The 17455-nt window shown below is 65.7% G+C and carries 19 protein-coding genes; 10 read left to right on the forward strand and 9 right to left on the reverse strand.

The annotated features are described in order from the left end of the window. The first annotated feature begins 51 nt into the window (after positions 1 to 51). The 4 genes from phnK to phnN are packed head-to-tail and all read left to right on the forward strand — an operon-like array spanning position 52 to position 3015. Complete coding sequence (gene phnK, locus ACSR1C_RS03815) at positions 52 to 822, forward strand: phosphonate C-P lyase system protein PhnK (protein WP_460258015.1); 771 nt, start codon at positions 52 to 54, stop codon at positions 820 to 822. A 3-nt stretch (positions 823 to 825) separates the two neighbouring features. After that, on the forward strand, positions 826 to 1776 hold the full coding sequence (locus ACSR1C_RS03820) for a magnesium transporter CorA family protein (protein ID WP_460258016.1): 951 nt from the start codon (positions 826 to 828) through the stop codon (positions 1774 to 1776). Positions 1777 to 1792: 16 nt separating this feature from the next. Further along, the gene (phnL, locus tag ACSR1C_RS03825; RefSeq protein WP_460258017.1) at positions 1793 to 2473 is read left to right on the forward strand and encodes a phosphonate C-P lyase system protein PhnL; all 681 of its coding nucleotides are present in this window, start codon (positions 1793 to 1795) and stop codon (positions 2471 to 2473) included. Beyond that, entirely contained in the window at positions 2473 to 3015 is a 543-nt protein-coding gene (gene phnN, locus ACSR1C_RS03830; RefSeq protein WP_460258018.1) for a phosphonate metabolism protein/1,5-bisphosphokinase (PRPP-forming) PhnN, read from the forward strand. Before phnL ends, phnN begins: the two co-directional genes overlap by 1 nt. Here the strand turns inward: phnN and ACSR1C_RS03835 are convergent. Next, entirely contained in the window at positions 2997 to 3689 is a 693-nt protein-coding gene (locus ACSR1C_RS03835; RefSeq protein WP_460258562.1) for a DUF1045 domain-containing protein, read from the reverse strand. The two genes, phnN and ACSR1C_RS03835, sit on opposite strands and share 19 nt — an antisense overlap. An 80-nt stretch (positions 3690 to 3769) precedes the next feature. On the opposite strand from ACSR1C_RS03835, the gene ACSR1C_RS03840 reads away from it, so the two are divergent. Together ACSR1C_RS03840 and ACSR1C_RS03845 are read left to right on the forward strand one after the other, a co-directional pair. Beyond that, complete coding sequence (locus ACSR1C_RS03840; RefSeq protein WP_460258019.1) at positions 3770 to 4909, forward strand: alpha-D-ribose 1-methylphosphonate 5-triphosphate diphosphatase; 1140 nt, start codon at positions 3770 to 3772, stop codon at positions 4907 to 4909. A gap of 94 nt (positions 4910 to 5003) precedes the next feature. Further along, on the forward strand, positions 5004 to 5336 hold the full coding sequence (locus ACSR1C_RS03845) for a phasin family protein (RefSeq protein WP_460258020.1): 333 nt from the start codon (positions 5004 to 5006) through the stop codon (positions 5334 to 5336). 9 nt (positions 5337 to 5345) lie between these two features. Here ACSR1C_RS03845 and argE read toward each other — a convergent pair whose 3' ends face one another. Then, complete coding sequence (gene argE / locus ACSR1C_RS03850; RefSeq protein WP_460258021.1) at positions 5346 to 6503, reverse strand: acetylornithine deacetylase; 1158 nt, start codon at positions 6501 to 6503, stop codon at positions 5346 to 5348. A gap of 1 nt (position 6504) precedes the next feature. After that, entirely contained in the window at positions 6505 to 7689 is a 1185-nt protein-coding gene (locus tag ACSR1C_RS03855) for a M24 family metallopeptidase (RefSeq protein ID WP_460258022.1), read from the reverse strand. 149 nt (positions 7690 to 7838) lie between these two features. Between ACSR1C_RS03855 and eutB the strand changes: the two genes are divergently transcribed. The 4 genes from eutB (at position 7839) to ACSR1C_RS03875 (ending at position 11826) form a co-directional block, all read left to right on the forward strand. Continuing rightward, entirely contained in the window at positions 7839 to 8843 is a 1005-nt protein-coding gene (gene eutB / locus ACSR1C_RS03860) for a hydroxyectoine utilization dehydratase EutB (RefSeq protein WP_460258023.1), read from the forward strand. Beyond that, positions 8833 to 9825 (forward strand): cyclodeaminase, encoded by a 993-nt coding sequence (locus ACSR1C_RS03865; RefSeq protein WP_460258024.1) that lies wholly within the window; start codon positions 8833 to 8835, stop codon positions 9823 to 9825. The genes eutB and ACSR1C_RS03865 overlap by 11 nt, the downstream gene beginning before the upstream one ends. Before the next feature lie 7 nt (positions 9826 to 9832). Beyond that, the gene (locus ACSR1C_RS03870) at positions 9833 to 10315 is read left to right on the forward strand and encodes an Lrp/AsnC family transcriptional regulator (protein WP_460258563.1); all 483 of its coding nucleotides are present in this window, start codon (positions 9833 to 9835) and stop codon (positions 10313 to 10315) included. A 140-nt stretch (positions 10316 to 10455) separates the two neighbouring features. Then, a complete protein-coding gene (locus ACSR1C_RS03875; RefSeq protein WP_460258025.1) occupies positions 10456 to 11826 on the forward strand; it encodes an aminotransferase in 1371 nt (456 codons plus the stop codon). A 139-nt stretch (positions 11827 to 11965) separates the two neighbouring features. Here ACSR1C_RS03875 and ACSR1C_RS03880 read toward each other — a convergent pair whose 3' ends face one another. The 6 genes from ACSR1C_RS03880 to rpe all read right to left on the reverse strand — a co-directional run bounded on the left by ACSR1C_RS03880 (position 11966) and on the right by rpe (position 17382). Further along, complete coding sequence (locus ACSR1C_RS03880; protein WP_460258026.1) at positions 11966 to 13651, reverse strand: bifunctional protein tyrosine phosphatase family protein/NAD(P)/FAD-dependent oxidoreductase; 1686 nt, start codon at positions 13649 to 13651, stop codon at positions 11966 to 11968. 112 nt (positions 13652 to 13763) lie between these two features. Then, positions 13764 to 14465, reverse strand: a complete 702-nt coding sequence (locus ACSR1C_RS03885; protein WP_460258027.1) for an HAD-IA family hydrolase — start codon at positions 14463 to 14465, stop codon at positions 13764 to 13766. After that, positions 14462 to 15121 (reverse strand): phosphoglycolate phosphatase, encoded by a 660-nt coding sequence (gene gph / locus ACSR1C_RS03890; protein WP_460258028.1) that lies wholly within the window; start codon positions 15119 to 15121, stop codon positions 14462 to 14464. Before gph ends, ACSR1C_RS03885 begins: the two co-directional genes overlap by 4 nt. Beyond that, a complete protein-coding gene (locus tag ACSR1C_RS03895; protein WP_460258029.1) occupies positions 15118 to 15675 on the reverse strand; it encodes a thioredoxin family protein in 558 nt (185 codons plus the stop codon). Before ACSR1C_RS03895 ends, gph begins: the two co-directional genes overlap by 4 nt. Continuing rightward, on the reverse strand, positions 15675 to 16619 hold the full coding sequence (locus ACSR1C_RS03900) for an MBL fold metallo-hydrolase (protein WP_460258030.1): 945 nt from the start codon (positions 16617 to 16619) through the stop codon (positions 15675 to 15677). The genes ACSR1C_RS03895 and ACSR1C_RS03900 overlap by 1 nt, the downstream gene beginning before the upstream one ends. A 67-nt stretch (positions 16620 to 16686) precedes the next feature. Further along, positions 16687 to 17382: a ribulose-phosphate 3-epimerase gene (gene rpe, locus ACSR1C_RS03905; RefSeq protein WP_460258031.1), complete on the reverse strand. Its 696-nt coding sequence runs from the start codon at positions 17380 to 17382 to the stop codon at positions 16687 to 16689. Between the last annotated feature and the right edge of the window lie 73 nt (positions 17383 to 17455).

Here is a 17455-nt window from a genome sequence, read left to right on the forward strand (position 1 = left end):
GCCGAAAATTTTTCGGGAAAAATTTTCATCTGCCGGAATCGGAGGCTTGCGATGACACCGCTGCTGAAGGTGGACGCCATCACCAAGCTCTATGGCGCGCGGATCGGTTGTGCCGATATTTCGTTCGATCTGTACCCGGGCGAGGTGATGGGGATCGTCGGCGAGTCGGGCTCGGGCAAGTCCACGCTGCTGAACTGTCTGGCCGGGCATCTGACCCCCGACAGCGGGCAGGTGCTGTTCGACACCCGCACCGACGGGCTGAAGGACACCGTGACGATGAGCGAGCCCGAGCGGCGGATGCTGTCGCGCACCGACTGGGCCTTCGTGCATCAGAATCCGCGCGACGGTTTGCGCATGGGCGTCAGCGCCGGCGGCAATGTGGGGGAACGCCTGATGGCGGTGGGGGCGCGCAACTACGGCCAGATCCGGGGGCAGGCGCTGGACTGGCTGGGCCGGGTCGAGATCGCGGATGACCGGATCGACGACCGCCCCAGCGCGTTTTCCGGCGGGATGCAGCAGCGGTTGCAGATCGCGCGCAATCTGGTGACCGGGCCGCGGCTGGTGTTCATGGACGAACCGACCGGCGGGCTTGATGTCAGCGTACAGGCGCGGCTGCTGGATCTGTTGCGCGGTCTGGTGCGGCAGATGGGGCTGTCTGCGATCATTGTGACCCATGATCTGGCGGTGGTGCGGTTGCTGGCCGACCGGCTGATGGTGATGAAATCGGGTCATGTGGTGGAAACCGGCCTGACCGATCAGGTGCTGGACGACCCGCAGCACGCCTATACCCAGCTTCTGGTCTCTTCCGTGTTGCAGGTGTAACCGATGCTCAAGGCCTATCGGCAAAACGGCAACGGGGTGCAGCCGCTGAAGGACGCGGTGCTGGCCGATGCGATCTGGATCGACCTCTATCGCCCGGATGCGGACGAGGTCCGCGCCGTCGCCGCGCTGGGCCATGCGGTGCCCTCGCTGGACGAGATGGAGGAGATCGAGATCTCGAACCGTCTGTTCCGCGAGGCGGGGGCCGATTTCATGACCGTGGTCCTGCCGGGGCTGACCGAGGCCGATACGCCGCTGGCGGGGCCGGTCAGTTTCATTCTGTCCGAGCAGCGGCTGATTACAGTGCGCCACCACGCGCCGCGCCCGTTCGACACGTTTCCCGACCGGGCCGATAAGACTGCCACCGGCACCGGCTCGGCCGAGCATATCTTTCTGGGATTGATGGATGAAATCATCGCCCGGCTGGCCGACCTTCTGGAAGGCGTGGGCAAGGCGCTGGACGGTCTGTCGGCGCGGGTCTTCGGCGGCGACGGGTATCACCAGCACGGCAAGATGCGCGCCGTGCTGCAGGAAATCGGCCGTCAGGGGGAATTGCTGGGCCGGGTGCGGCTGGGCCTGCTGACGGTGGAACGCGCGCTGAGCTTTTATGATCAGACCCTGGACAGCGGCGATGCGGCCCTGCGCGCCGTGGTGAAGGGCGCGCAGCGCGATATCAGTGCGCTGGGCGTGCATGCGGATTTCCTGTCCTCGCGCATCAGCCTGATCGACGACGCGACGCTGGGCATGATCAACCTGGAGCAGAACGCCACCGTGCGCATCTTCTCGATCGTGGCGGTGCTGTTCATGCCGCCGACGCTGGTGGCCTCGGTCTACGGGATGAACTTTCGCTTTATGCCCGAACTGGCCCATCCCTGGGGCTATCCGGCGGCGCTGATTGTGATGGTGGCCTCGGCGCTGGTCACTTACCTGTTTTTCAAATGGCGCCGCTGGCTCTAGCGGCAAGGATGACGTGATGATCGAAATTCGTGACCTGCACAAAAGCTTTACCCTGCACAATCAGGGCGGCGCGGTGATCCCGGTGATGGCAGGGGCGGCCCTGTCGGTGGCGCCGGGGCAATGCGTGGCGCTGATCGGCGCCTCGGGGGCCGGCAAATCGACCCTGATGCGGATGATCTATGGCAACTATCTGGCGCAGAGCGGCCATATCCTGGTGGGCGGAGTCGATGTCGCCCGCGCCGAGCCGCGCGAGATACTGGAACTGCGCCGCCGCACGCTGGGCTATGTCAGCCAGTTCCTGCGCGTCGTTCCCCGCGTGCCCACGGTCGAGGTGGTGGCCGAACCGCTGTTGAACACCGGCCACGACCGCGACGCGGCCCTGGCCCGTGCCCGCGATCTGCTGGCCCGGCTGAACATCCCCGAGCGGCTGTGGGCGCTGTCGCCCACCACCTTTTCGGGGGGCGAGCAGCAGCGCGTGAACATCGCGCGCGGCTTTGCCTATGAATATCCCGCGCTGCTGCTGGACGAACCGACCGCCAGCCTTGACGCCGCCAACCGCGAGGTGGTGCTGACGCTGATCGAAGAGGCCAAGGCCCGCGGCGCGGCGATCATCGGCATCTTTCATGACGAAGCGGCGCGCGACCGGGTCTGCGACCGCGAAGTGGACGTGTCGGCCTTTACGCCGGGGATGGCGTGATGGCGGGGCGGCTGTTCGCGGTGGTCGGCCCGTCGGGTGCGGGCAAGGACACGCTGATGGTGGCGGCGCGGGCGCGCCGGCCCGATCTGCACCTTGTGCGCCGGGTGATCACCCGCCCCTCGGATGCGGGCGGCGAGGATTTCGAGGGGGTCAGCGAGGCCGATTTCGCGGCGCGGTGCGCAGCCGGGGGCTTTGCCCTGTGGTGGCAGGCGCACGGGCTGTCCTACGGCATCCCGGCGGCGATCGACACGGCGCTGGCGGGCGGGCAGGACGTGCTGTTCAACGGCTCGCGCGGGGTGCTGGCCGACGCGGTGCGCGCCTATCCCGGCCTCACGGTGCTGCATGTGACCGCCCCGGTGCCGGTGCTGGCGGCGCGGCTGGCCGAGCGGGGACGCGAAAGTGCCGAGGACATCGCCCGGCGGCTGGACCGCGCGGGCTATGCGTTGCCGGCGGGGCTGCGGGTGCGGGTGATCTGCAACGACGGCGATCTGGACACGGCGGTTCAGGCGATGCTGAACGCGGTTCAGCCGGAAAGGGTATAGCGGTGCAGCAGCCGGAAACGCCCGTCTGCCGCGGACTCGCCGAACAGGCACAGGCTGTTGACCTCGAACGGGCGCGGCAGCAGGGGGGCGATCAGCGGGGCCAGCGCGGCCTCGGTCGCGGTCGCGTATTCGTCGGACAGTCGGCCGGTCAGGGTCAGGTGAAAGCGGAATTCTTCCATCACATAGGGATATCCCCAACGCGACAGCAATGCGCGCTGTGTCTCGGTCAGCGCGCCGGGGCGGCGGCGGGCCAGTTCGGCCGGGCCGGGCGGCGCGCGGAAACTGTCCAGTTCCATCACCACATGCGCGGCGAGCGAGGCCAGCGCGGTGGTGCGTCCGGTGGGCGTCAGCGCCAGGAAATGGCCCAGCCGCGACAGTTCCAGCCCGTCCAGCGTGACCGGGGCCAGGTGCCGGGCCAGGGTGGCGGCGGCGCGATGCAGCGCGGGCTCGGATTTGCCGTCGGCCAGATGGAAGGGCGGCTTGATCGTGCCGTGAAACCCGTATTTACGCGGGGTTTCGGTGATTTCGGGCAACGGGCGCGGCAGATCGGGCAGGGCGGGCGCATCGGGCACCGCCCCGATCGCGGCGTCCCAGCCCAGCCAGCGCGCCCCGAAATCCGCCAGCGGCCCCGGCTCGGGTGCGAAATAAATCGCATATCGCTTATACTCGTTCATAGTCTGAGCCATAGGGGCCTCACGCAACAGTTGCATGACAGCCATCGCACGGCACAGGACCGATCTTCAAGGAGCCTTCGATGACCGATATCACCCTGGCCAACGCCCTGCTGGTTCTGCCCGACGAGGTGGTGCATGGCGCCCTGCGGATCGAGGACGGCCATATCGCCGCCATCGATCAGGGCCGCGCGGTGCCGCCGGGCGCCGTGGATTGCGGGGGCGACATGGTGATGCCCGGCCTGATCGAGCTGCACACCGACAATCTGGAACGCCACATCCAGCCGCGCCCCAGCGTCGACTGGCCCCATGCCAGCGCGATCATCGCCCATGACGCGGAACTGGCGGGCGTCGGCATCACCACCGTGTTCGACGCGATGCGGGTGGGTTCGGTCCCCAGCGGCAAAACCCGCTATAAGCCCTATGCGCGCGGTCTGGCGGCCGAGTTGTTGGATTTGCGGGCGAAGGATGCGCTGCGGATCAGTCATTTCCTGCATTTGCGGGCCGAGGTCTGTTCGGAAACCCTGATCGCCGAACTGGCCGAATTCGGCGCCGAGGATCGGGTCGGCATTGTCAGTCTGATGGATCACACGCCGGGGCAGCGGCAGTTTCGCGATATCTCCAAGCTCAAGGCCTATGTGATGGGCAAGAACAACCTGAGTGAGGCCGAGTTCATCGAGCATGTCGCCAATCTGCGGGACATGCGCGACCGGCTGGGCGATGCGCATGAGGCCGCGGCGGTGGCCGAGGCCCGGCGCTATGGCGCGATTCTGGCCAGCCATGACGACACCACCGGCGCCCATGTGGGGGTTTCGGCGCAGCATGGCATCAGGCTGGCCGAGTTTCCGACCACGGTCGAGGCGGCGCAGGCCTGCCACGCTCATGGCATCGCGGTGATGATGGGCGCGCCGAACCTGATCCGGGGCGGGTCGCATTCGGGCAATGTGGCGGCGGCAACACTGGCCGAGATGGATCTGCTGGATATCGTGTCGTCGGATTACGTGCCTTCGGCGCTGCTGATGGCGGCGGTGATGCTGGGCGATCTGTGGGATGACATGGCGCGCGGTATCGCCACCGTCACCCGCGCGCCCGCCGATGCCACCGGTCTGCGCGATCGGGGCCGGATCGCCCCCGGCGCGCGGGCCGATCTGGTGCGCGTGGCTCGCATCGACGGCACCCCGATGGTGCGCGAAACCTGGGTGCAGGGGCGGCGGGTCGCCTAAGCCGGGGGGCGCGGCAAAGAAGCACAAACAACTGATACGGGAATCAGTGTAGACTGCGCCGATAACCCTGTCCCCCGAACCGCGAGGAAAGACCATGGCAAACACCCCGACACCGAAGCTGGGCGATCCCGGCGCCTTTTCCGGAATGCAGACCGAAGGGCTGGCGCTGCTGGGCGGCTTCGGCACCGCGATGATGGAAGCGATGGGCCGTTCCGGGGCCGAGGTGATGGAATTCGTGGGCAACCGCCTGAAGGAAGACATGAAGTTGCAGCAGGAACTGATGAACTGCCGCGACATGAACAAGATCGGCGAGATTCAGGCACAGTTCATGAAGACCGCGATGGCGCAATACAGCGCCGAAAGCGGCAAGATCATGCAGATCAGCACCGACGCCTTCGAAAAGATCATGAACCGCACCAAGGGCTGACGCGCCGCGCTATGCCGCCAGTTGCGGCGTCAGCCGCGCCAGCATGTCCAGACACTGCGAAAGCTGATCCAGCGCGATATATTCGTCGGGCCGGTGCGCCTGCCGGATCGAGCCCGGCCCGCAGACCACGGCCGAACAGCCCAGGGCCTGAAACAGCCCCGCCTCAGTGCCGAAGGGTACGGTGTGGCTGCTGTTCTGGCCGGTCAGTTTCGCCAGCAGGGCGCGGGCGGCGTTTTGCGGCATATGTTCCAGCCCGGCCACCTCACCGATCACGCGGGTGGTGATGTCGGCCTGCGGGTGGACCGCGCGCATCGCGGGCAACAGAACATCGTTCACATAGCGCCCGATCTCGTCCTTCACGAAGGCCGCGTCGGAATTTTGCACCGGGCGCATTTCCCAGTCGATTTCGGCCCGGGCGGCGATCACGTTGCTGGCGGTGCCGCCGCTGATCCGGCCCAGGCTGAGCGTGGTAAAGGGCGGCTCGAACGGGCTGTCGGCGGGTGCGCGGGCGATCAGCGCGTCGCGCAGTTCCAGCAGCCGGGTGACATAGCGCACCGCGTATTCGGCGGCGTTCACCCCGGCGCCGGGATCCGAGGCGTGGCCGTCCAGGCCGTGAAACTCGGTCGTATATTCGCAGCAGCCCTTGTGCGCCTCGATGATCTTCATCTCGGTCGGCTCGCCGATGATGGCGATGGCGGGGCGAATGCCCCGCGCCTCCAACTCGGCCACCAGGGCCTGACCGCCCATGCAGCCGACCTCTTCGTCATAGGTGAAGGCAAAGTGCAGCGGCCGGGTCAGCCGCGCGGTGGCAAAGCCGGGCGCCATCGCCAGCGCGGCAGCGATGAACCCCTTCATGTCGCAGGTGCCGCGGCCATAGGCGCGCCCGTCACCCTGCCGCAGCGCGAAGGGATCCGAGGTCCAGTCCTCGTCCTCGGCCGGTACCACATCGGTATGCCCCGACAGCACGATCCCGCCCGGCGCATCGGCGGGGCCCAGCGTGGCGAACAGATTGGCCTTGGTGCCGCTGCCATCGTGCATCAGATCGACCTGCGCGCCGATATCCGACAGCCGCGTGGCCATATGCGCGATCATGTCCAGATTGCTGTCCGAGGATACGGTGGCGAACCCCACAAGCTCGTCCAGAATGGTGCAGGTCTCTTTCAGCATGTCAGTTTTTCACGAAAAGCTTGCGGGGGCGGTTGCAGAAGGTTTCGGCCGGACCTTCGTCGCGGATCAGGATGGATTCGGTGATTTCCAGCCCCCAATCCTTCATCCACAGGCCGGGCATGAAATGGAAGGTCATGCCGGGTTCCAGCACGGTTTCATCCTCGGCCCGGAAGGAAATCGTGCGCTCGCCCCAGTCGGGCGGATAGGAAATGCCGATCGGATAGCCGCAGCGCGCGCCGCGTTCGATCCCGGCGCGGGTCAGCGGCGCGGCCAGCGCGTTGGCCACGTCACAGGCGCGGTTGCCGGCGCGGGCGACCTCCAGCCCGGCCTCCAGCCCTTCGACCAGGGCCGCCTCGGCGCGCAGCAGGAAATCGGGCGGGGTGCCCAGAAACACGGTGCGGCAGAACGGCGCGTGATAGCGGCGATAGCAGCCCGACAGCTCAAAGAACGTGGCCTCGCCGGTCACGAAGGGGCGCCCGTCCCATGTCAGATGCGACGCCGCCGCGTCCGAGCCCGACGGCAGCAGCGGCACGATGGCCGGGTAATCGCCCCAGTCGTCGCCGATGCCGCGGATCGCATCGCGGTAGATTTCGGCCACCAGCTCGTTCTTCTTCAGGCCGGGCTCGACCCGCTCCAGCACCCCGTCGACCAGCTTTTCCGAAATCGCCGCCGCCTTGCGGATGAAGGCGATCTCTTCGCCGGATTTCACCGCACGCTGCCAGTTGACCAGCGCGGTGGCGTCCACCAGCGCGGCCTCGGGCAGTTCGGCCAGCAGGGTGACATAGGCCTTGGCCGAGAAATAGTAATTCTCCATCTCGACGCCGATCCGCGCGTGCCCCAGACCCAAATCCTTGATGATCCCGGCCAGATCCTGCATCGCGTGACGGGTGGTGGACTGTACGAAGGTGTCGGCATAGCCGCGCACCCGGTCATCGGCCATCCACGCGGTGCGCAGCGCGCCGTTGACATCCTGATTGCGGCCCCACCAGATCGGGTCGGCGTCAGGGAACACCAGAACCCCCTGATGCACATAAAAGGACCAGCCGTCATAGCCGGTCAGCCAGGCGATGTTCGACGGATCCTCGACAAACAGCACGTCCAGCCCCCGCGCGGCCATTGCGGCACGGGTTTTCGCCAGGCGGCGGGCATATTCCGCATCGCTGAACGGAACACGTTTCTGGATCATGCGCGATTCTCCTGCAGGGCGGGTGTTGACTTCCCGGGGCTGGGCGTGTTGGCCTCAGGGCGTTGTGCCAGTCTGAGCATGAAGCGGTTCTGCCGCAAGCCCCCGCACAGGGGCGACTGCAAATTGTTCATTACCGACAGAGGGATGCGATGAGTCCGACGCTTGCCGATATTCTGGCCGCCCGTGCGCAAATTGCGGGCGTTGCGGATAACACGCCGCTGGTGCCGTCGCCGTTCTTCAGCGGTCTGGCCAGGCGCGAGGTGTTGCTGAAGCTGGAGATCGCGCAGCCCATCGGCGCGTTCAAGCTGCGCGGCGCGCTGAACGCGGTTGCGGGGCTGGGCGATGTGGCCGGGGTGGCCTGTTGCTCGACCGGCAATCACGGGCACGGCGTGGCCTATGCGGCGCGGGCGCGCGGGATGCGTGCAGTGGTGTGCATGTCGGATCTGGTGCCGCAGGCCAAGGTCGATGGCATCCGCGCATTGGGCGCCGAGGTGCGGATCGTCGGGCACAGCCAGGACGACGCGCAGCAGGAGGTGGACCGCCTGGTGGCCGAGGACGGATTGGCCGAGGTGCCGCCCTTCGACGACCCATCGGTGATTGCCGGGCAGGGCACGATCGGGGTCGAGATGCTGCTGGCGCGACCCGATCTGGCCACGCTTCTGGTGCCGCTGTCGGGCGGCGGGCTGGCGGGCGGCGTGGCCTTGGCCGCCAAGACGATCAACCCCGGGATCCGGGTGATCGGGGTGACCATGGACCGGGGGGCCGCGATGCATGCGTCCCTGCGCGCGGGCCATCCGGTCGAGGTGACCGAACGGCCCAGCCTGGCCGACAGTCTGGGCGGCGGGATCGGGTTGCAGAACGTGTGTTCATTTAACCTGTGCCGCGACTATCTGGACGACACCGTTCTGGTCAGCGAGGATCAGATTTATCGCGCCATGCAGGCGCTGTATTACGAGGACCGGCTGGTGGCCGAGGGCGGCGCGGTCGTCGGGCTGGCGGTGCTGATGGCGGGCGGTCTGGACCTGCCTGCCGGGCCGGTCGGCACGATCCTGAGCGGCCGCAATCTGGACATGACGCTTTTCACCCGTGTGGTGGCGGGACAGGACGTGGCGCTGGGCGATCTGACCGTCAAGGGGGTCAGCTATGGCGCATGACGTATCGATCCTGACCGAGGTCGAGCTGCGCGCGGCGGTCAAGCTGGACCTTGCCGCCGTCGATGTGGTCGCGCGTGCCTTCGCCGCCCTTGCGCAGGGCGGGGTGGTGATGCCGCCGGTGATGTCGATGGACCTGCCCGCCGCGCATGGCGAGGTGGATGTGAAAACCGCCTATATCCCCGGATTTGACGGGTTCGCGATCAAGGTCAGCCCCGGCTTTTTCGACAATCCGAAACTGGGCCTGCCCAGCCTGAACGGGCTGATGATCCTGTTTTCGGCGCAAACCGGGTTGGTTCAGGCACTGTTTCTGGACAATGGCTATCTGACCGATATCCGCACTGCGGCGGCGGGGGCCGTGGCCGCGCGCCATCTGGCACCTGAAACCGTGCACTGCGCCGGGGTGATCGGGGCGGGTGTGCAGGCGCGACTGCAAATCGAGGCCGCGCATCTGGTGCGCCCGTTCCAGCGCGTGCTGGTTTGGGCCCGCGACCCGGCCAAGGGCGCCGCCTGCGCCGCCGATCTGGCCGCGCGCCTTGGTGTCGGGGCGCGCTATGAGCCCGATCCGGCCCGGCTGGTCGCCGACAGCCAGCTGGTCGTCACCACCACGCCCGCGCGCGATCCGGTGCTGCGGGCCGACTGGCTGCATCCGGGCCTGCACATCACCGCCATGGGCGCCGATCAGGCCGGCAAGAATGAAATCGACGCTGCGGCACTGGTCCGGGCCGATCTTTATGTGGCCGACAATGCCGCCCAATGCCGCGCGCTGGGCGAGTTGCGCACCGCCGAAGAGGCGGGCCTGTGGACCGGCGGCCTGCCGCCCGAACTGGGCCAGATCATCACCGGCGCCGTGCCCGGGCGCACCGCCCCCGATCAGATCACCATTTGCGACCTGACCGGCACCGGCGCGCAGGATACCGCGATCGCCACCCATGCCGCCGCCCTGACCCGCGCCGCCGGCGCGGGGGTCACGATCAAGGCGTGACATCATGATAAAACTGGACGATCGCGATATCGAAATCCTGCGTATCCTGTCGCGCGAGGGCCGCATTACAAAATCCGACCTGGCGGCGCGGATCAACCTGTCGCCGACCCCCTGCTGGGAGCGGCTGAAGCGGCTGGAACGCGCGGGCGTGATCGAAGGCTACCGCGCCGAGATCGCCCCGTCGGCGCTGGGGCCGCATGTGACGGTCTTCGTGACGGTGGAACTCGACGGTCACAAGGCCGCCGATTTCCAGCGGTTCGAACGCGGCATCGCCGCGCGTGATCAGGTGGTGGGCTGCTGGGCGCTGGGCGGCGGGTTCGATTACCTGATGCAGGTGGTGACGCCCGGTATCGACAGCTATCAACGGTTGATCGACGAGATCCTCGAGGCGCAGATAGGGCTGGCGCGGTATTATTCCTATATCGTGACAAAGCAGGTCAAAACCCCCGGCACCCTGCCGCTGGACCTGTTGGCGGGGCAGATGAAATAGCTGCCGAACCCGCGCGCGGCAGGTGTTTTTTCTGCGGCGACGGGGGTGTTTGGATACATTTTCGCCCCGGTATTTGCGATGTTGGGGAATTCCTGAAATCATGACGTGGCCGTGTGCCGCAAACCGCAAAAGGACAGCCGATGCTGAAGAATGATCTGCTTGAACAATGGGATCGGGAAAACTTCTTTCACCCCTCGACCCATCTGGCGCAGTTCGCCCGGGGCGAGGCGCCGCAGCGCGTCATCACCAGCGCCAAGGGCTGTCATATCGAGGATCGCGAGGGGAACCGCCTGCTGGACGGGTTTGCCGGGCTTTACTGCGTCAACGTCGGCTATGGCCGCCCCGAAATCGCCGAGGCGATCGCGACCCAGGCGCGCGAGCTGGCCTATTACCACGCCTATGTCGGCCACGGCACCGAGGCTTCGATCACCCTGTCGAAAATGGTTCTGGACCGCGCGCCGGCGCATATGTCCAAGGTCTATTTCGGGCTGGGCGGGTCCGACGCGAACGAGACCAACATCAAACTGGTCTGGTATTACAACAACATCCTGGGCCGGCCCGAAAAGAAGAAGATCATCAGCCGCTGGCGCGGCTATCACGGCTCTGGTCTGATGTCGGGGTCGCTGACCGGGCTGGAACTGTTTCACAAGAAGTTCGATCTGCCGCTGAGCCAGGTCATCCACACCGAGGCGCCCTATTATTACCGCCGCGCCGATGACGCCATGTCCGAAGCGCAGTTCAGCGCCCATTGCGCGGCCGAGCTGGAAGCGCTGATCGAACGCGAAGGACCCGACACCATCGCCGCCTTCATCGGCGAGCCGCTGCTGGGCACCGGGGGCATCGTGCCGCCGCCCGCCGGATATTGGGACGCGATCCAGCCGATCCTGGAAAAGCACGATATCCTGCTGATCGCCGACGAGGTGATCACCGGCTTCGGGCGGCTGGGCACGATGTTCGGCTCGGATCTGTACGGGATGAAACCTGACCTGATCACCATCGCCAAGGGGCTGACCTCGGCCTATGCGCCGCTGTCGGGATCCATCGTCGGTGACCGGATGTGGAAGGTGCTGGAGCAGGGCACCGATGAAAACGGCCCGATCGGCCATGGCTGGACCTATTCGGCGCATCCCATCGGGGCGGCGGCGGGGGTGGCGAACCTGAAGCTTCTGGATGATCTGAACCTGGTTCAGAATGCCCGCGACGTCGGCGCCTATCTGCGCGCGGGAATGGTGGATGCGCTGGGCGAGCATCCGAATGTGGGCGAGATTCGCGGCGAGGGGATGCTGTGCGCGGTCGAACTGGTCGAGGATCGCGCGGCGCGCAAGTTCTTTGATCCGGCGGGCAAGGTCACGCCGCAGATCGCGGCGGCGATGGCGGCAGACGGGCTGATCGGGCGGGCGATGCCGCAGGGCGACATCATCGGCTTTGCCCCGCCGCTGTGCCTGACCCGCGCCGAGGCGGACGAGATCGTGGCCAAGACCGCCAAGGCGGTGACGGCGCATTTTGCCTGATTGAAAAACCGCCCCCGGATCTGATCCGGGGGCGGTTCGATCTGCGCGGACAGCGGAAAAATCTTCACGAAGATTTTTCAGGTCAGAAGAAAATTCGTGAATTTTCTTCCTTTCCGAACCGTAAAAAGCTCGGCTGGCGTTACTCGGTCCCGATCTTCTTGAAGGTCATGTCCGGCTCGGCCAGGTATTCGCGGCCACGGAACATGCCCTGCCAGTACATCGGCGGCAGCATCCGTTCTTTCAGGAACCAGGCGCGGCGCGACGGCTTCTTGCCGTTGATGATCCAGTCCGGGAAGGACGGCATCAGCTTGCCGCCATAGCCGAATTCGGCGAGCACGATCTTGCCCCGCTCGACCGTCAGCGGGCATGAGCCGTAGCCGTCATATTGCGCCGCCAGCTCCTTGCCCTCCAGCACCGCGATCGCGTTCACCGCGACCACCGGGGCCTGTTTGCGCACCGCGGCCGCCGTCTTGGCGTTCGAGGTGTTGCAGCCATCGCCCAGCCCGAAGACATTGGCGAATTTCTTGTGCTGCATCGTGGCCGGATCCACATCGACCCAACCGGCGGCATCCGACAGCGGCGACGCCTTGATGAAATCGAGCCCGGTCTGCGGCGGGCAGACATGCATCATCTCGAACTCTTTTTCGACCAGGGTCTTGGTCTCGCCCTGGGTCACCTCGAAGGTCGCGACCTTGTTGGGGCCGTCGGCCTTGACCAGATTGTGGAAGAAGGACAGCGTGGCGTCGTATTTTTCGACATATTCCATCAGCGCGGGCACGTAATCGGCCACCCCGAACAACGCGCCGCCAGCGTTGCAGAACTCGACATCCACATCCTTCAGAACGCCGGTGCGCAGCCAGTAATCGGCGGACAGATACATCGCCTTTTGCGGCGCGCCCGCGCATTTGATCGGCATCGGTGGCTGCGTGAACAGCGCCTTGCCGCCGCGCATCTGCTGGACCAGCTCGAACGTGTAAGGCGCCAGATCATAACGGTAATTCGAGGTCACACCGTTCTTGCCCAGTGTCGCCGGCAGACCCTCGACCGCTTCCCAGGCCAGTTTCAGGCCGGGGCAGACCACCAGCACCTCATAGGCATAACGCGCGCCGTTTTCCAGCGACACCTCGTTCTGGCCGGGCAGGAAACCGGCCACCGCACCGCGCAACCATGTCACCCCGTCGGGCAGCACATCTGCCATCTTGCGCATGGTCTGGGCCTTGCTGAACACGCCCGCGCCGACCAGCGTCCAGCCGGGCTGATAGTAATGCTCCGCCCGCGGCTCGATGATGGCCACCTTGGCCTGCGGCCGGCGTTTCAGGATAGAGGCCGCCGTGGCCACGCCCCCGGCGCCGCCGCCGACGATCAGCACATCGTATTTTTCCGGGCGCGCGGCATAGACATCGGTGCCGAAGCGTTCCTCCATCATCGGGCGCAGACCCGACAGATCATACCCCGCCTGCGCGGTCGCGGTCAGGATCGCCTCGGGCGACAGCATCTTTGCGCGCGCCAGCGCCCATAGGGTGGACGAGCGCGTGCCGGTGCGGCAATAGGCCAGGATCGGCGCCTTGCAGCCCTTGAGCGCGTCATCGAAGCTTTGCAGGATTTCGTCCGAGATCATGCCGGGCTTGATCGGAAGATAGCGGAACTCGACCCCGGCGGCGCGCGCGGCCTCGGCGATTTCGGCGGCGGGGGGCTGATCGTCGGCTTCGCCGTCGGGACGATTGCAGATGATCGTCTTGTACCCCGCCTGCGCGGCGCGGGCGACATCGGCCGGCTTGATCTGCGGCGAAGCCGCGAAGCTGGGCGCGATCGGTTTGATTTCCATGGTGTCCTCCCAAAGGGCGTGAGCGGCAGTGAATGTCACGAAACATACAAAATGGTGAATGTTTCGCAAGGACCGGACGGTCTGTTATGTGAACTTTGGCGCGCGCGTCAAATCAAGGGATAAGTGCCGCGGTCAGAACCTCGGGCCAGTTTTCCCGTGCCAGCGAGGGCACGCACCATGTGGCCGCGCCGTGATCTTCGTCGTCGGTATAGGTGCTGGGCGTCATGATCACCCGCAGGCCTGCGCCCTGGGCCGATTTCAACCCGTTCAGGCTGTCCTCGAAGGCGATGCAGGCGTCGGCGGGCAGGCCCAGCAGGTCCAGCGCCAGCCTGAACACATCGGGGGCGGGTTTCTTGGCGCGCACCTCATCCCCGGCGGCGATGGCGTCGAAGACCCGATCGGCGGGCAGGCCCCAGCAGGCGCGGGTCAGCGCCTCGACATTGGGGCGGTTGGTGGTGGTGGCGACGGCCAGTTTCAGCCCGGCGGCGCGGGCGGCGGCGATCAGCGCGGCCACGCCGGGGCGCAGGGCCAGATCGCCGCGCGCCAGAATCGCGCCGTAGCGGGCGGTTTTTTCGACATGCAGCGCGGCGATCCGGTCATCGCTCAGGCGCGGCGCGGACGCGGGCAGATGCGCCTGCCAGGCGCGCATCCGTTCCTTGCCGCCGGTCGTCTTCAGCAGCCAGCGATACTCCGACATGGTCCAGTGCCAGCCCAGATCATGGGCCGCGAACACCTCGTTGAAAGCGGCGCGGTGGGCCTCTTCGGTTTCGGCAAGCGTGCCGTCCACGTCGAAAATCAGGGCAGACAGGGTCATGCGGGCAGTGGCGCAAGGCGGGCGACGATCCCCGGCAATTCGGCGAAATCTGTGAATTTCGCGTCATAGGTCAGATCCGCCACCGGCAGTTTGCGGTAGCCTTCGGTGAACAGGGCGAAGGGCAGCCGGGCGCGCTGGGCGGTTTCGGCGTCGATCTCGCTGTCGCCGACATAGATCGTGGCGGCCCCGTCCAGCGCCTTGGCCGCGGCCAGCAGCGGCGCGGGGTCGGGTTTCTTGACCGTCAGCGTATCGCCACCGATCACCGCATCGAACAGCCCCTCGATCCCGAAGGCGGTCAGAATATCGCGGGTTGGGCCCGCGGGCTTGTTGGTGCACACGCCCAGACGAAAGCCTTCGGCGCAGAAATCGGTCAGCACCTTTTCCACATTGGGATACAGCGTGGTCAGCGTTGCCGGATCGGCGTTGTAGTAGCGCATGAAAATGTCATGCATCACCTTGTGATAGGCCATGCCAAGCCCCCTGGCGCCGATTACCCGCTCGATCAACATGGGCACGCCGTTGCCGATGAACGACCGGACCACGTCAAAGGTCAGGTCCTGCTCGCCGATCTCGGCCAGCATCCGGTTCACGGCGGCGTGGATGTCGGGCGCGCTGTCGATCAGCGTGCCGTCCAGATCGAAGATTATCGCCTTCACGCGGCATCCTTCCATTTGATTGAACAGCCCATCGACGGGATCTGATCGGCCGGCCCGTGCCCTGTTTCGGCGATCTGCGTCATGGCCTCATACAGGTCGCGGCGCAGGTCGGGCGGCCCGGCCGCTTTGCGCGAGGCATCCAGACGGCCGCGATATTGCAGGCCCAGACCGGCGTCGAAGCCGAAGAAATCCGGGGTGCAAACCGCGCCATACGCGCGCGCCACCGACTGATCCGCATCATAAAGATAGGGGAAGGGCAGGGCGAGCTGCACGGCCAGATCTGTCATCCGGTCGAAACTGTCCTCGGGATAGGCGGTGGCGTCGTTCGAACTGATCGCGACCACGCCGATCCCCAGCGCCTGCAGGTCCTTGGCATCGCGGATGATCCGGTCCCGGACCGCGATCACATAGGGGCAGTGATTGCAGATGAACATCACCAGCGTGCCCTTCGGCCCGGCGATATCCGACAGCGCATGGGTCTTGCCATCGGTGCCGGGCAGGGCGAAATCCGGCGCTTTCCATCCGAAATCGCAAACAGGGGGCGAGACGGCCATTATTCGAACTCCATTTCCGTGAACACGACGCCGGCGTTCTTGGTGGCCAGTTCCTCGAACGTATCAAGATGGGCATAGGGCGACTGATCGACGTAATAGGCATCGTCCAGCGCGCCGCCCGCGTCGATATGTTCGCCGATCCTGCCGCGCAGATAGACCAGATAATCGCGGGTATAGCGGGTGACCTGCGCCATGTTGGTCGGGTGGCCGTGGCCGGGGATCACGTAAAGTGCGCCCAGTGGTTCGAACGCGGTTTCCCAGGTTTCGATCCAGCAGCTTGTGCAGGTCTCGGCAAAAATCGGCGGCATCCGTTCGTGAAAGGCGATATCACCGGCGATGATGAATTTCTCGGCCGGAATCCAGACCTGGATGTCGCCGGGGCTGTGCGCCGGGCCCAGATGCAGCACCTCGATATGAAAATCGCCCATGTCGATGATGTAGTTATCCTCGAAGGTGATGGTCGGCCCTTGAATTTCGGTGCCCTCGGCCTTTTCTCGGGCATAGCGTTTCATGCCCTCATGCGCCTGAAACGCGGTCTCCTCGAACTCTTGCGCCGCGTCCGCATGGGCCAGCACGTCGATGCCCTGCGCAACCCAATAGGCGTTGCCCAGCATCGCGTGACCCTGGCCGTTCTCGTTGATCACCAGCTTCACCGGCTGATCGGTCACCGCCTTGATTTCGTCATGCAGCGCGCTGGACAGCAGGGAATTCGCGCCCGCGTTGATCACGATCACCCCGTCGCCGGTCACGATGAAGGACAGGTTGTTGTTATGGCCCGCGTTCTCATAGGTCGGCGGTGCGGTGGCGCCGATGGCGGTGAAGATATGCGGGATCACCTCGACCGGTTTCGAATAGAGCGGCGATTGAGGATACTGGTCGGGGATATCCTCGCTGGCCACGGCGGGCGCGGCCAGCAGGGTGAAAAGAAGCGCCGTGCGGATCATGCTGATTGTCCTCCCATTTGACGGGTAAATCATAGACACATTCGCATACGTCCCGCCAGTGGCGGCATCAGGCCGCCTGCGCCACGGCCTGTGCCGCGTTGCGGATGGCGCGGATATTGTCGCCGTAAACGCCGGGGTTGGCGACCGAGCCGCCCTTGAACACGGCCGATCCGGCCACCAGCACATCGGCCCCGGCCGCCGCCATCAGCGGTGCGGTTTCGGGGGTGATGCCGCCATCGATTTCGATATGGACCGGCCGGTCACCGATCATCGCGCGCAGCCGCTTCACCTTGTCGATCTGGGAGTGGATGAATTTCTGCCCGCCAAAGCCGGGGTTCACCGTCATCACGCAGATCAGATCGACCATATCCAGCAGATAGTCGATATCCTCGATCCCGGTGCCGGGGTTCAGCGCCAGACCCGCCTTGCAGCCCGCGCCGCGAATGGCCTGCAGGGTGCGGTGGATATGCGGGCCCGCCTCCAGATGGGCGGTAATGATGTCGGCGCCCGCATCGGCGAAGGCGTCGATATAGGGATCGACCGGCGAGATCATCAGATGCACATCCATCACCGTCTTGATATGCGGGCGGATCGCGGCGCATAGCGGCGGCCCGAAGGTCAGGTTGGGAACGAAATGGCCATCCATCACATCCACATGCACCCAATCGCATCCCTGGGCTTCGATGGCCTGAATTTCCTGGCCGAAATTGGCGAAATCTGCGGAAAGGATCGACGGGGCGATCTTGATGGAACGGTCAAACATGGTCGTGTCTCGCGGTTGAGGGTGGGGACGGCGCGAGTCGCCCGCGCCGTCGATTTGGGGCCGGTTTAACCGA

The organism is Actibacterium sp. D185-2, from assembly GCF_054954595.1.

Bases quoted from the DNA above. Each gene is read 5' to 3' on its own strand.
- ACSR1C_RS03840 (WP_460258019.1), top strand. From the start codon at position 3,770: ATGACCGATATCACCCTGGCCAACGCCCTGCTGGTTCTGCCCGACGAG.
- ACSR1C_RS03845 (WP_460258020.1), top strand. From the start codon at position 5,004: ATGGCAAACACCCCGACACCGAAGCTGGGCGATCCCGGCGCCTTTTCC.
- ACSR1C_RS03900 (WP_460258030.1), bottom strand. From the start codon at position 16,619: ATGATCCGCACGGCGCTTCTTTTCACCCTGCTGGCCGCGCCCGCCGTG.
- eutB (WP_460258023.1), top strand. From the start codon at position 7,839: ATGAGTCCGACGCTTGCCGATATTCTGGCCGCCCGTGCGCAAATTGCG.
- ACSR1C_RS03835 (WP_460258562.1), bottom strand. From the start codon at position 3,689: ATGAACGAGTATAAGCGATATGCGATTTATTTCGCACCCGAGCCGGGG.
- ACSR1C_RS03895 (WP_460258029.1), bottom strand. From the start codon at position 15,675: ATGGCCGTCTCGCCCCCTGTTTGCGATTTCGGATGGAAAGCGCCGGAT.
- ACSR1C_RS03880 (WP_460258026.1), bottom strand. From the start codon at position 13,651: ATGGAAATCAAACCGATCGCGCCCAGCTTCGCGGCTTCGCCGCAGATC.
- phnK (WP_460258015.1), top strand. From the start codon at position 52: ATGACACCGCTGCTGAAGGTGGACGCCATCACCAAGCTCTATGGCGCG.
- ACSR1C_RS03865 (WP_460258024.1), top strand. From the start codon at position 8,833: ATGGCGCATGACGTATCGATCCTGACCGAGGTCGAGCTGCGCGCGGCG.
- ACSR1C_RS03820 (WP_460258016.1), top strand. From the start codon at position 826: ATGCTCAAGGCCTATCGGCAAAACGGCAACGGGGTGCAGCCGCTGAAG.
- ACSR1C_RS03885 (WP_460258027.1), bottom strand. From the start codon at position 14,465: ATGACCCTGTCTGCCCTGATTTTCGACGTGGACGGCACGCTTGCCGAA.
- argE (WP_460258021.1), bottom strand. From the start codon at position 6,503: ATGCTGAAAGAGACCTGCACCATTCTGGACGAGCTTGTGGGGTTCGCC.
- phnN (WP_460258018.1), top strand. From the start codon at position 2,473: ATGGCGGGGCGGCTGTTCGCGGTGGTCGGCCCGTCGGGTGCGGGCAAG.
- ACSR1C_RS03875 (WP_460258025.1), top strand. From the start codon at position 10,456: ATGCTGAAGAATGATCTGCTTGAACAATGGGATCGGGAAAACTTCTTT.
- phnL (WP_460258017.1), top strand. From the start codon at position 1,793: ATGATCGAAATTCGTGACCTGCACAAAAGCTTTACCCTGCACAATCAG.
- rpe (WP_460258031.1), bottom strand. From the start codon at position 17,382: ATGTTTGACCGTTCCATCAAGATCGCCCCGTCGATCCTTTCCGCAGAT.
- ACSR1C_RS03855 (WP_460258022.1), bottom strand. From the start codon at position 7,689: ATGATCCAGAAACGTGTTCCGTTCAGCGATGCGGAATATGCCCGCCGC.